Here is a 12,596-nt window from a genome sequence, read left to right as displayed (position 1 = left end):
ATACCGAGGTGCGCGCTGTCATCCTGCCACCTCTGCTCAATAGGCATATTCCAGGAATGCCGGCGCGACCGAGCCGCCCCACACGCTGTGATATTTGGTGACCATCTGCTCGGCCGCCGTTGTGCCGCGCGCGGCGATCTCTTCGAGCGGGGCGAGGAAATGGGCCTCGTCGAACCCGTCGGCATTGAACCGGGCGCGCGCCCTGAGCCCCTCGCGCGCGATGCCGAGCATCTGATAGGCGATGTCGCGCACCGACTGGTTGCGCATGCGGGCGTTCAGGCCCTCGGCCGGCACGGCGTCGCGCAGCGCGACCACATCCTCATAGGTCCAGGATCGGGTGAGCGCGTCGGCCGCTTCGAGCGCCGTCTCATCGTACAGAAGGCCCACCCAGAGCGCCGGCAAGGCGCAGATGCGCCGCCAGGGACCGCCATCGGCGCCGCGCATTTCGATGAAGCGCTTGAGCCGCACCTCGGGAAAGACCGTCGACAGATGGTTGGTCCAGTCGCCCCTTGTCGGGCGCGGGTTCGCAATCCGCCCTTCGAGCGCGCCGTCCATGAACTGGCGGAAGGTCATATGCGTGCAGTCGACATACCGGCCTTCGCGCAGGATGAAATACATCGGCACGTCGAGCGCCCATTGAACATAGTCCATGAAGCCGAAATCGTCGGCGAAGACGAACGGCAGCACGCCGCAGCGGTCATTGTCCGTATCGCGCCAGATGTCGGCCCGCCAGGACACAAAGCCGTTCGGCTTTCCTTCGGTGAAGGGCGAATTGGCGAACAGGGCCGTGGCGACCGGCTGCAACCGGTAGGCGACCTGCATCTTGGTGCGCATGTCCGCCTCGCAGCAGAAATCGAGATTGACCTGGATCGTGGAGGTCCGGTGCATCATGTCCAGGCCCTCGCCGCCCCTGGTCGGCATGTAGGCGCGCATGATGTCGTAACGCGACTTGGGCATTTTCGGCGTATCGGCGAGCGACCATTTGGGGCTTGCGCCCAGGCCGAGAAACTTGATGCCGAGCGGATCGGCGATCAGCCGGAGCTGGGCGAGATGGGCATTGGATTCCCGGCAGGTCTGGTGGATCGTTTCCACCGGCGCGCCGGACAGTTCGAACTGGCCGCCCGGCTCCAGCGAGATCGCCCCGCCCGTCCCGGTCGGCTCGTAAAGGCCGATGATGTTGCCGTCATCGACGATCGGCTGCCAGCCGAGCTTTTCGCGCATGCCTTCCAGCAGGCGGGCGATGCCGCGCCCGCCGCCATAGGGCACCGGGGCGTTGTTGGCGGCATAGAAGGGAAACTTCTCGTGCTCGGTCCCGATCCGCCATTCCTCGACCGGCTTGCAGCCCGCTTCGAGATAGGCCGCCAGCTCGGCGACGCCTTCGATCGGCGTATCGTCGGTGGTGTCGCGCGCCATGATCATCCGCTCCGATCGCACAAGGCCGCCTGAATGGCTCATGATAGGCGTTGCGGCAAGCGGATTGTCTTGCCATTGTGCGAACTGTTTTCACGTTTACGACATTCAAGGTTAAGATGAAAAGAACCACCCTTTGCCTTCTGGCCGGCGCGTTGCTGCCGATCACCGCCGCATCGGCCCAGACCATGATCGATGCAACCGATCCCGACCGGATCGTCAACCTGATCCGCGGCTTTGGAAGCGCGGTGCTCGAAACCGACGCCGCGGGCGATCCGTTGATCGTCGGGCGGATGGAGGGCACGCGTTTTCTCGTGCTCTTCTTCGGCTGCAACGGTTCGGGCGCACAATGCCGCTCCATCCAGTTCCGCGCGGCATGGGAGACCGATGGCGCCCATTCGCCTGCCGCGCTGAACGCCTGGAATCGCGACAAGCGGTTCGCCAAGGCCTATCTGGACCAGGTCGAGGACCCGATCCTGGAGATGGACGTCAACCTGTTCGAGGGGGTGACGACGAGCAATCTCGAAGACACGATCGACTGGTGGCAGATCATGCTGGCCGACTTCAAGGTGAACGTGCTGGGCGAGTAGAGCCCGCCTGCGACCGCATGCCGCCGCTGTGTCGGCCTCACCAGTCGCCCGCCGCCGCTTGGACCACTGCCAGCGCGGCGACAGCGGCCGTATCGGCGCGCAGGATGCGCGGGCCGAGTGGGACCGGCGTCACGAACGGCCGCGCCCGCAGCCGTGCGCGCTCCTCGTCGGAAAACCCGCCCTCCGGACCGATCAGGATGCCCAGCGGCCGCCCCTTGAGCGGCGCCAGCCGATCGAGGGGATTGTTCGTCTCATGGCCCTCGTCGCAAAACACAAGGCACCGGCCGGGGTCCCATCGCGTCAGGAAGGCATCGAACCCGATCGGATCGCGGCAGCCGGGAACCGACAGCACGCCGCATTGCTCGGCCGCTTCCAGCGCGTTGGCGCGCATCCTGTCGACATTGAGCCGCGCCACCTGCGTGTGCCGGGTCAGCACCGGCTGCAACACGCCCGCACCCATTTCGACCGCCTTCTGCACCATGTAATCGAGCCGGCCCGCCTTGAGCGGCGCGAAGGCGTAGATCAGGTCCGGGGCGTCGGGCTGCGCTCTTTCGAGCCCGGTGGCGACCAGCCGAAGATCGCGCCTGCCCGCCATGGCGAGCCGCGCGCGCCATTCCCCGTCCCGGCCGTTGAAGACGAGCAGTTCCGCGCCGTCGGCCATGCGCAACACGTTGCGCAGATAGTTGGCCTGCCCGGCGTCCGCCGCGACGGTCGCGCCCTTGGCGAGCGGAGCATCCACGAACAGGCGCTGGAGTTTGTGGTTGGCGCGCATGGCGCATGCGATGGACCGCCGCTCCGTCCGCGTCAACCGGCAGCGGCCTTTTCATGAACCCTCGGGCGCCCCCAACCGGAGCGCATGGTCGAAGACGGTGCGCGTTCGGCATCGCGCAGGCCCGCCTCGATCGTGTCGCCGAAATGCGCAAGAAGGTTCCGCGACGTCATTTGCGCTCCTGCTGCCATCCTGCCCAAATTTATGCTGGCCAAACCCGTCCGGCCGGGTTAGCCAGCCCGCGCGCGGCCCGGCAAATCCGTGTCCCTGGTCACATTTTCTTGGGTCACATTTTCCTGGGTCACATTGCCGAAAGCAAATCCGGTCCATTGCGGTCGCGCCGATGACGTTGGGGAACTGGGGAGCCGTCATGACATTGCGCGCAACATTGCTGTCGCTTGCTACCTTGTTCGGCATCGTCCTTTGGGGTCTTGGCGTATATTCGGCAAGCTCGCTTGCGGGCCATGTCGCCACCGACGGTTATGGCGTTTCGGCGGAGAGCCGGGCACGGTAGGCAGGATCGGCGTCAAGGCCGCGCGCTGTCTTTTCAGGCCGCCCCTGAACGGTTAACACGGCCCTACCTTTCCTTGGGGAGTGTTGTCATGTTCGGACCCGTCACCGAGATCGCGGATCTTCAACGGCGCGCCAGGCGCCGCGTGCCGAAGATGTTTTATGACTATGCGGATTCGGGCGCCTGGACCGAATCCACCTATCGCGACAATTCGGACGCGTTCGGCCGCATCAGGATTCGCCAGCGCGTGGCGCGCAACATAGACCGGCGCTCGGTGAAGACGCAGATGATCGGCCGCGATGTGGCGATGCCCGTCGCCTTGGCGCCGGTCGGCCTGACGGGCATGCAGCATCCGGACGGCGAAATCGCCGCCGCCCGCGCCGCCGAGGCGTTCGGCGTGCCCTTCACGCTGTCGACGATGAGCATCTGCTCGATCGAAGCGGTGGCCGAGGCGACCGCCAAACCGTTCTGGTTCCAGCTTTACGTGATGCGCGACCGGGGCTTCGTCGAGGACCTGATCGCGCGCGCCAAGGCGGCCGGCTGCGAGGCGCTGGTGCTGACGCTCGATCTGCAGGTGCTCGGCCAGCGGCACAAGGACATCAGGAACGGCCTGTCCGCCCCGCCCAAGCCGACGCTGCGCGCGATCGCCGATCTGGCGCTGCGTCCGCAATGGTGCCTTGGCATGCTCGGCACGAAGAACCGCAGCTTCGGCAACATTGTCGGCCATGCGCCGGGCGTGACCGGCATGACCTCGCTGTCGGAATGGACGCACGAACAGTTCGACCCCACGCTCGACTGGGACTCGATCGCCTGGATCAAGTCGAAATGGGACGGCAAGCTGATCCTCAAGGGCATCAACGATGTCGAGGACGCCCGGATCGCCGCCAAGGTGGGCGCCGATGCGATGGTCGTTTCCAACCATGGCGGGCGGCAGCTCGACGGCGCCCAGGCTTCCATCGACGTGCTGGCGCCGATCGTCGATGCGGTCGGCGACCGGGTCGAGATCCACATGGACAGCGGTATCCGGTCGGGCCAGGACGTGTTCAAGGCGATCGCGCTCGGCGCGAAATCGACCTTCATCGGCCGCGCCTACATTTACGGGCTCGGCGCGATGGGGCAGGCAGGCGTCGCCAAGGCGCTGGAGATCATCCGCAAGGAGCTCGACGTCACGATGGGGCTCGCCGGCGAGACCGACATCGCCAAGGTGGGCCGGCACAATCTGGTCGAAACCTGACCGTCCACACGATCTGGAGCGCTCAGCCGGCCTTGCGCTGCGTGCGGCGCAGGCGCGAGACGGTTTCCCATGCCTTGGCCTTTTCGGCGTCGCGCTTGCATTGCTGCACGAATTCCATGTGCGCCTGGGCCGCGCGGCGCGCGGCATCTGGGTCGGCGTCCATGATCGCCCGGTAGATCGCCAGATGCTGGTCGAGCAGCTTGTCGCGGGCGCCCGGATAGCCGTAGACCAGCGAGCGGGAGAAAAAGGAACCGTTCGTCAGCAGCCGGTAGCAGGAGCGCAGCGTGTGCATCAGGATCACATTGTGCGCCGCTTCGCTCACCGCCTGGTGGAACTCGACATCGAGCGCGGCTTCCTCGCCCACATCGGCCTTGGTGTGGGCGGCTTCCATCCGCCCGATGATCGCGGTCAGGAGCGCCTTGTCGTCCTCGGTCGCGCGCGCGGCGGCCATGCCCGCCGCGATCCCTTCCACCTCGCGGCGATATTCCAGATAATCGTCGGTCGCTTTGGGGTGATCGGCGATCAGCTCCAGCATCGTCTTGGAGAAGACGTCGCCGATCACGTCGGCCACATAGGTGCCGCCGCCATGGCGCGTGGACAAGAGCGCGCGCTGTTCGAGCGCCTTGAGCGCCTCGCGCACGATCGGGCGGGAAATGTTGAGCTGCTGGGCGAGGTCGCGCTCGCCCGGCAGCTTGTCGCCGACGCGCAGCACGCCTTCAAGGACGAGCGCCTCGATCTGCGCGCACACCTCGTCTGCCGTGCGCGCATGATTGATCCGATGGAAGAGGGTTGCGTTCATGATGGCTGACGCTCCTTCGACCTTAGTCTATCCGCTGACGGCGCGACTGGTCAATTTGATTGTCCACTTCATGCGATCACAGGGCGTTTCAGGCCAAGACAGCGAAGCGTTGCGATTGGCGATGTCCGGTCGATGTGCTTGATTGCGCCGTTAGCGCCCGCTCCGATGCCGCATGGGCGGGCAAGCTGAATTCGGCGTTTCGTGGTACGGTGCGCCGGGCAAGGAGGGCGACTTGACGGCACTTGACGACAAGCGCGCGGAACAGGCAGCAGCGCGCGACGGCGAGGCGCTGTCCGACCGGCCGGGGAGCGTGGCCCGCTCGGGGCCGTTCGGTTTTCCGGTTCATCCCCAGCGCGCGGCGGCGACCGGCGAAGTGCATGCCCGTCCCGCCCCCTCGATCAGCGCGCCGCGCGCCCTGCTCAAGCTTTGCTTTGTCACCGATGGCGGCTCGGCGGTCGACCAGGCGGTCCTGGCCGAACTGTCCCGCCAGCACGGGATCGCCCCGCCCGCCGAGGCGGCCCGGCACCACCGCATCCGCACCGGCCCTGGCAGCCTTTGGTGGGAGCGGCACACGGAGGCCTCGACCTATCTTTGGGAAGGGCCGTTGCCGGCCTCGCCCGAAGACCCGCTCACCGGCCATCCGTTCGGCGACGCCTTTCCGGCTCCCGGATCGCTGATCGCGGGCGTGCGCATCGATGTGCGCCCCTATGACGCCGGGACCCGCGAAACCCTGCTTGCGCCGTTCGACCGGCAGACCCTGTGCCTGTCGGGCACCGAGGGCGGGCATGCCCTGGTCGCGACCGATTTCCGTCAGGACATGAACGGGCTCACGCGCATCCTGATCCTCGACAAGGGCCTGACGCGCCAGCGCACCGGTGCGCTGGCGCAGCGCCTTTTCGACGTCGAGATCTATCGCACGCTCGCCATGCTTGGCCTGCCGCTCGCCCAGAGCCTTTCGCCGCGCATGCGCAGCGCAGAGGATCGGCTGGCCGAACTGACGCACCGCATGCGCGAGATCGCGCCGGGCGGCGCCGAGCGCCTGCTCGACGACATCACCGCGCTGGCGGGCGAGCTGGAGGCGGACGCGGCCTCCAGCCTCTACCGGTTCGGCGCGAGCCGCGCCTATGACGAGATCGTCAGCGACCGGCTCAACGCGCTCGAAGAGGAGCCGCTGCCGGGCTTCGACACCTGGCGTTCCTTCCTGGAGCGGCGCCTTGCGCCGGCGATGCGCACGTGCCGGGCGGTGGAAGAGCGGCAGGCGAGCTTGTCGAGCAAGCTTGCCCGGGCGGCGAACCTGCTGCGCACGCGGATCGATGTCGAGGTCGAAAAGCAAAATCGGGATCTGCTGGAATCGATGGACCGGCGCGCGAAACTCCAGCTTCGCCTGCAACAGACGGTCGAGGGCCTGTCGGTCGCCGCCGTCTCCTATTACGTCGTCGGCCTGTTCGCCTATGCCGTCGAAGGCGTGGGCGGCCGGCTGCCGGGCCTGAGCACCGAGGCGATCGTCGCGCTCTTCGTGCCGGTGACGGTCCTGTCGATCTGGACGATCGTGCGCCGCATCCGCCACCGCAACACCGAACGGGACCAGGCGGACCCGCAATAGGGCATCTGTCGTGATCCCTGATCACTGGCAATGCCCCAACTCTTTGATTGTGAGCATGTTCTTATCCGAAAACCGCATATACTTTTCGGGAACATGCTCCGGGCCCCAAGGGGCTGGCGAACCGGCCTTGCGGGCTATTCGCCCGGCAGCGCGCGCCCATTGCCGCCGTGCCCGTTGGCGCGATAGCCGGGCCGGGCGCTGTCGGGCCGCGCGGGCCCTGCCGGCGGCGCCGGCGTTCCGATCTCGGGAACGATTGCCGGCGCGCCGCGCTCCCAGTAGGGGACCGACCCGAACAATTCGGCGAAATAGTCGATGAACAGGCGCACCTTGACCGGCAGGAACTGCCGCGAGGGGTAGATCGCGTAGATGCCGATATTGGTCGAAGCCTCGTGGTCGCCGAGCACCTGGACCAGCCGGCCCGAGGACAATTCGCCCCCCACATCCCATGTCGACCGCAATGCGATGCCGAGCCCGGCGAGCACGCCCTCGCGGATCACCTCGGAGGAATTGGTGGCCAGGTTGCCCTGGGGGCGGACGGTGACCGGCCCGTCCGGCCCGTCCAGTCGCCAGGTGTCGGATGTCTGATGGGTCAGGCAGTTGTGCCCGGCCAGATCGTCCAGCGTTTGCGGCACACCGCGCTCGGCCAGATAGTCCGCGGACGCGCACAGGACGCGGCGCACGGGCGCGAGCTTGCGCGCCACCAGGCTCGAATCGGCCAGTTCGGCGATGCGGATCGCCACGTCGAACCCCTCGCCGACAATGTCGACCAGATCGTCCGACAGAAGCATGTTGACCGCAAGATCGGGATTGGCCCGCATGAAGGGAACCAGATGAGGCGCGATGTGCATGCGCCCGAACGAGGTCGGCGCGCTGACCTTCAGCGTCCCGCGCGCCAGCGCCGAGCGCCGCGAGACGAAGGCTTCGGCCTCCTCGACGCCGGCAAGGATCGCGACCACGCGCTCGTAGAACCCCTGACCGGCTTCGGTCAGCGCGATCTGGCGCGTCGTGCGCTGCAGAAGGCGCGTGCCCAGCCGATCCTCAAGGCGGCGCAGGCGTTTGGAGACCACGGCGGGCGAAAGGCCCAGCTCGCGTCCTGCGGCGGACATGCTGCCGGCGGCGACAACGCGGGCGAATATCTCAAGATCGCCAAAGTTGCTCATACCTGCCAACGTACCATCTTTTCCGCCAACGAAACTATAGCGTACCGGCCTTTGCTTCCGGCAGGGCTCGTTACCATCGCGCATCCAAGACAAAATGCCGCAGTTCATGCCCGCATCACACCCGGATGCATCTGCCGGAACTGACGACTTGGTGCAGCGGACGCCGAAGTCCAGAACAATCGGCTAAAAAAGTCCTATTGCCATCATCGGCAATAACTGGTAAATATTTTTTACCAGTTGGCGCGAATGGAGGAGCGCACCATGAACGAAATCGCATTTCTTGAGCCCGATCCCGGCATCATCGCCCGGCGCGGAGAGATCGTCGACGGGCTTGCGGCGCTGGTCACGGGCGAGTGCCTGATCACCGATGCGCGCGAACTGGTGCCGTTCGAAACCGACGCGTTCACCGCCTATCGCCGCGTGCCGCTGGCCGTTGTCCTGCCCGGTACGACCGATGAGGTCGCCGCGGTCCTCAAATTCTGCGCCGAACGCGGTGTGCCGGTGGTGCCGCGCGGCGCCGGCACATCGCTCGCCGGCGGCGCGATCCCGCAGGAGGACGCGGTGGTGATCGGCGTGTCCCGCATGAACCGTATCCTTGATGTCGACCATGCAAACCGCACCGCCACGGTTCAGGCCGGCGTGACCAACCTGTCCATTTCCGATCATGTCGCCGCGGACGGCTTTTTCTATGCGCCCGATCCCTCCTCGCAGCTTGCCTGCACGATCGCCGGCAATATCGGCATGAACTCGGGCGGCGCCCATTGCCTCAAATACGGCGTGACCACGAACAACCTGCTCGGCGCCAAGGTCGTGCTGCTGGACGGCACGGTCATCGAACTGGGGGGCAAGGCGCTGGACGCGCCCGGGCTCGATCTTCCGGGCCTGATGTGCGGCTCGGAAGGCCAACTCGGCATCGTCACCGAGGCGACCGTGCGGCTTCTTGCCAAACCCGAAGGCGCCCGGCCGGTGCTGTTCGGCTTCGACTCCTCGCAGGTCGCCGGCGACTGCGTGTCCGAGATCATCGGCGCGGGCATCATCCCCGTCGCCATCGAGTTCATGGACAAGCCGGCGATCGAGATTTGCGAGGCATTCGCCAAGGCCGGCTATCCGCTGGACGTGGAGGCGCTGCTGATCATCGAGGTCGAGGGCTCGGAGGCCGAGATGGACGACATGCTGGGGCGCATCGTCGCCATCGCCAGAAAGCACGGCGTCGCCTCGATCAAGGAAAGCCAGTCGGCCACCCAGGCCGCGCAGATCTGGAAGGGACGCAAGTCGGCGTTCGGCGCCACCGGGCGCATCGCCGACTATATCTGCATGGACGGCACGGTCCCGCTCGGCCAGCTCTCATACGTGCTGCGCGAGACCTATGCGATCATCGAGCGCTACGGCTTGCGCGTCGCCAATGTCTTTCACGCGGGCGACGGCAACATGCACCCGCTGATCCTCTACGATGTCAACGATCCGTCCGAGGCCGAAAAGGCCGAGGCGGCGGGAATGGACATTCTGAAACTGTGCGTGGACGCCGGCGGCTGCCTGACCGGCGAGCACGGCGTCGGCGTCGAAAAGCGCGACCTGATGCTGCACCAGTTCAACGAAGCCGACCTGAACCAGCAGATGGCCGTGCGCGCGGCCTTCGATCCGGACTGGATCCTGAACCCGTCCAAGGTGTTCCCGCTTGCGTTCGAACGGCGCGGAGCCTCGTGACCGTGGCCGCCCTTGAGACGCTTGCGCCGGCCGACGAGGCCGAGGCCCGCGCCATGGTCGCCGAGGCTCGCGCTGCGGGCCGGACGCTCGCCATCGTCGGCGCCGGCTCCAAGGGCGCGGTCGGTCATCGCATCGAGGCGGATCGCGCGCTCACCTCGACCGGCCTCACCGGCATCGTCGAGTACAATCCCGAGGAACTGGCGATCGTCGCCCGCGCCGGCACGCCGCTCGCCGACATCGAGGCGGTGCTTGCCGAAAACCATCAGGCGCTGATGTTCGAGCCGGCCGATTGGGGGCCTCTTCTGGGCTCGGATGCCGGCCAGACGATCGGCGGCATCGCGGCGACCAACCTGTCCGGCCCCCGCCGCATTCTTGCGGGGGCGGCGCGCGATGCGCTGCTCGGGGTGCGTTTCGTCAACGGGCGGGGCGAGGCGATCAGCAATGGCGGCCGGGTGATGAAGAACGTCACCGGGCTCGACCTGGTCAAACTCATGGCGGGTTCATGGGGCGCGCTCGGCCTGATCACCGAGGTTGCCTTCAAGGTGCTGCCGCGACCCGAGACCGAGGCGACGCTCGTCATCGACGGTGCCGATGCGGCCGAAGCCGCCCGGTTGATGGCCCGGGCGATGGGCACGAGCGTCGAGGTCTCGGCGGCATCGCACCTGCCCGCCAATGTCAGCGGGTTCGCCCTTGGCGGCGCGCACGCCGGGCAGCCGGCGACGCTGCTCCGTCTTGAAGGCTTTGCGGCTTCCGTCGCCGAGCGCGCCGCGCGGCTTGCCGGCCTTCTTGAAACGGGCCGGAGCGTTGCCGAACTGGATGCGGCCGCCTCGCGGCGGGCCTGGACGGCGGTGCGCAATGTGCGCCCGTTCGCCGACGGCGGGACCGGGCCTGTCTGGCGCATCTCGGTCGCGCCGATGGCCGGCCCCGCCGTCGTCGCCGCAATTCTGGACAAGGCACAGGGCCAGGCGTTCCACGACTGGCAGGGCGGGTTGATCTGGCTTCGGCTTGATGGCGATGATCCGCGGGCGGCCCTGGTGCGCGGCGCTGTCGCCGCCAATGGCGACGGCCATGCGCTGCTGGTGCGCGCGTCCGAAACCGCGCGGGCCGATACCGACGTGTTTCATCCCGAACCCGCGCCGGTCGCCGCATTGAGCGGGAAAATCCGCGCCGCGCTCGACCCGGACGGCGTGTTCGACACCGGCCGCCGCCCGTTCGGTCCGGCCCGGGACGCCGCCTGAGGAAACGAGCCATGCAGACCAGTTTCACGCCCGAACAGCTTGCCGATCCGCACACGGCCCATTCGGAAAAGATCCTGCGCTCATGCGTGCATTGCGGCTTCTGCACGGCGACATGTCCGACCTATGTGACGCTCGGCAACGAGCTCGATTCGCCGCGCGGGCGCATCTATCTGATCAAGGACATGCTGGAGAACGACCGCCCGGCGGACGAAAAGACCGTGCTGCATATCGATCGCTGCCTGTCGTGTCTGGCCTGCATGACCACCTGCCCCTCGGGCGTGAACTACATGCACCTGGTCGATCACGCCCGCGCGCATATCGAAAAGACCTATAGGCGACCCCTGCTCGACCGGCTGACGCGCACCATCCTGGCACTGGTGCTGCCCTATCCGGACCGGTTCAGGGCCGCGCTCCACGCGGCGCGGCTGGGCCGGCCGCTCGCGCCGCTGTTCAAGGCGATTCCGCCCCTCAAGCGGTTCGCGGCGATGCTCGATCTGGCGCCTGCGCGGATCGAGCGGCCCTCGGTCTATGCGGTGCCGGCCTCCTATCCGGGCAGAGGTGACAGGCGCGGCCGCGTCGCCATCCTGACCGGCTGCGCGCAGCCGGTGCTCAACTCTGCCATCAACGAGGCGGCGATCCGTCTTCTGACCCGGCTCGGCGTCGAGGTCGTCGTGCCCGAGGGAGAGGGCTGCTGCGGCGCGCTCGTCCACCATATGGGGCGCGAGGAAGCCGCGCTCGCCGACGCGCGCCGCAATGTCGATGCCTGGACGCGGCAGATCGACGCTGGCGGGCTGGACGCCATCGTCATCACCGCCTCGGGCTGCGGCACGACGATCAAGGATTACGGCCACATGCTGCGGCTCGATCCCGCCTACGCCGAAAAGGCCGCCCGCGTCAGCGCGCTCGCCAAGGACATCACCGAATATCTGGCAACGCTCGACCTGCCCGAACCGGCGATCGCGCCGAACCTAACCGTCGCCTATCATTCGGCCTGCTCGATGCAGCACGGCCAGAAGATCACCCGCCAGCCCAAGGATCTGCTGAAAGCGGCCGGCTTTACCGTCAAGGACCCGCCCGAAGGCCATCTGTGCTGCGGTTCGGCGGGCACCTACAACATCATGCAGCCCGAGATCGCCGCGCAACTGAAGGCGCGCAAGGTGCGCAACATCGAATCGACGCGGCCCGACCTGATCGCCACCGGCAATATCGGCTGCATCACCCAGATCGCCTCGGGCACCGATATTCCCATCGTGCACACGGTCGAACTGCTGAACTGGGTCCATGGCGGCGATAAGCCGGCGGGCGTGCCGGATGCGAAACCGGCTCTGCGCACCGGCCTTAGAGCGGCTTGTCTTTAGAGCCTTTCATGCTTGGATGGAATCGTTCTGCCGGAGGGGTTTTGCGGCAAGGCCGAGGAACGCTGCGCAGCGCATAGCCCCGCTACGGGCTCCTGAGCTTGTCGAAGGGGCGTCTGTCCTGCCGGATCATCACGCCGACCGCAAAACAGAACCGTTTCCAGCTAGAGCTGTTTGTCTTTGGCTGGAATCGTCTGAGCGCCGGGATTTTGTGATCTGGCAA

The 12,596-nt window shown here is 66.9% G+C and carries 11 protein-coding genes; 7 read left to right on the top strand and 4 right to left on the bottom strand.

Features of this window, described 5'->3' with window-relative positions; genetic code table 11:
- Nucleotides 1-36: 36 nt before the first annotated feature.
- Entirely contained in the window at nt 37-1,413 is a 1,377-nt protein-coding gene (locus AC5E6L_RS01100; protein WP_491770667.1) for a glutamate--cysteine ligase, read from the bottom strand.
- Nucleotides 1,414-1,529: 116 nt separating this feature from the next.
- On the opposite strand from AC5E6L_RS01100, the gene AC5E6L_RS01095 reads away from it, so the two are divergent.
- On the top strand, nt 1,530-2,000 hold the full coding sequence (locus AC5E6L_RS01095; protein ID WP_491229157.1) for a YbjN domain-containing protein: 471 nt from the start codon (nt 1,530-1,532) through the stop codon (nt 1,998-2,000).
- A 37-nt stretch (nt 2,001-2,037) separates the two neighbouring features.
- Here AC5E6L_RS01095 and AC5E6L_RS01090 read toward each other — a convergent pair whose 3' ends face one another.
- Nucleotides 2,038-2,772 carry a 16S rRNA (uracil(1498)-N(3))-methyltransferase gene (locus AC5E6L_RS01090; protein ID WP_491229158.1) on the bottom strand — a complete coding sequence of 245 codons (735 nt, stop codon included), beginning with the start codon at nt 2,770-2,772 and terminating at the stop codon, nt 2,038-2,040.
- A gap of 367 nt (nt 2,773-3,139) precedes the next feature.
- Here AC5E6L_RS01090 and AC5E6L_RS01085 point away from each other — a divergent pair, with 367 nt between their 5' ends.
- Together AC5E6L_RS01085 and AC5E6L_RS01080 are read left to right on the top strand one after the other, a co-directional pair.
- On the top strand, nt 3,140-3,283 hold the full coding sequence (locus AC5E6L_RS01085) for a hypothetical protein (protein WP_491229159.1): 144 nt from the start codon (nt 3,140-3,142) through the stop codon (nt 3,281-3,283).
- Nucleotides 3,284-3,371: 88 nt separating this feature from the next.
- Nucleotides 3,372-4,514, top strand: coding sequence for an alpha-hydroxy acid oxidase (locus AC5E6L_RS01080; RefSeq protein WP_491229160.1), 1,143 nt, complete (start codon nt 3,372-3,374; stop codon nt 4,512-4,514).
- Between the two features lie 22 nt (nt 4,515-4,536).
- On the opposite strand, the gene AC5E6L_RS01075 is transcribed toward AC5E6L_RS01080, so the two are convergent.
- Nucleotides 4,537-5,313 carry a FadR/GntR family transcriptional regulator gene (locus AC5E6L_RS01075; protein WP_491229161.1) on the bottom strand — a complete coding sequence of 259 codons (777 nt, stop codon included), beginning with the start codon at nt 5,311-5,313 and terminating at the stop codon, nt 4,537-4,539.
- A 289-nt stretch (nt 5,314-5,602) separates the two neighbouring features.
- Here AC5E6L_RS01075 and AC5E6L_RS01070 point away from each other — a divergent pair, with 289 nt between their 5' ends.
- Nucleotides 5,603-6,916 (top strand): DUF3422 family protein, encoded by a 1,314-nt coding sequence (locus AC5E6L_RS01070; RefSeq protein WP_491229166.1) that lies wholly within the window; start codon nt 5,603-5,605, stop codon nt 6,914-6,916.
- Between the two features lie 134 nt (nt 6,917-7,050).
- Here the strand turns inward: AC5E6L_RS01070 and AC5E6L_RS01065 are convergent, their stop codons facing one another.
- Nucleotides 7,051-8,076, bottom strand: coding sequence for a LysR family transcriptional regulator (locus tag AC5E6L_RS01065; protein WP_491229162.1), 1,026 nt, complete (start codon nt 8,074-8,076; stop codon nt 7,051-7,053).
- A 261-nt stretch (nt 8,077-8,337) separates the two neighbouring features.
- On the opposite strand from AC5E6L_RS01065, the gene AC5E6L_RS01060 reads away from it, so the two are divergent.
- The 3 genes from AC5E6L_RS01060 to glcF are packed head-to-tail and all read left to right on the top strand — an operon-like array spanning nt 8,338 to nt 12,376.
- Nucleotides 8,338-9,780 carry an FAD-binding oxidoreductase gene (locus AC5E6L_RS01060; protein ID WP_491229163.1) on the top strand — a complete coding sequence of 481 codons (1,443 nt, stop codon included), beginning with the start codon at nt 8,338-8,340 and terminating at the stop codon, nt 9,778-9,780.
- On the top strand, nt 9,777-11,018 hold the full coding sequence (locus AC5E6L_RS01055) for an FAD-binding protein (protein WP_491770663.1): 1,242 nt from the start codon (nt 9,777-9,779) through the stop codon (nt 11,016-11,018). Before AC5E6L_RS01060 ends, AC5E6L_RS01055 begins: the two co-directional genes overlap by 4 nt.
- A gap of 11 nt (nt 11,019-11,029) precedes the next feature.
- Entirely contained in the window at nt 11,030-12,376 is a 1,347-nt protein-coding gene (gene glcF, locus AC5E6L_RS01050) for a glycolate oxidase subunit GlcF (protein ID WP_491770661.1), read from the top strand.
- Nucleotides 12,377-12,596 lie beyond the last annotated feature (220 nt).

The organism is Roseitalea sp., assembly GCF_984466335.1.
This window is presented reverse-complemented; position numbering and strand designations above follow the sequence as displayed.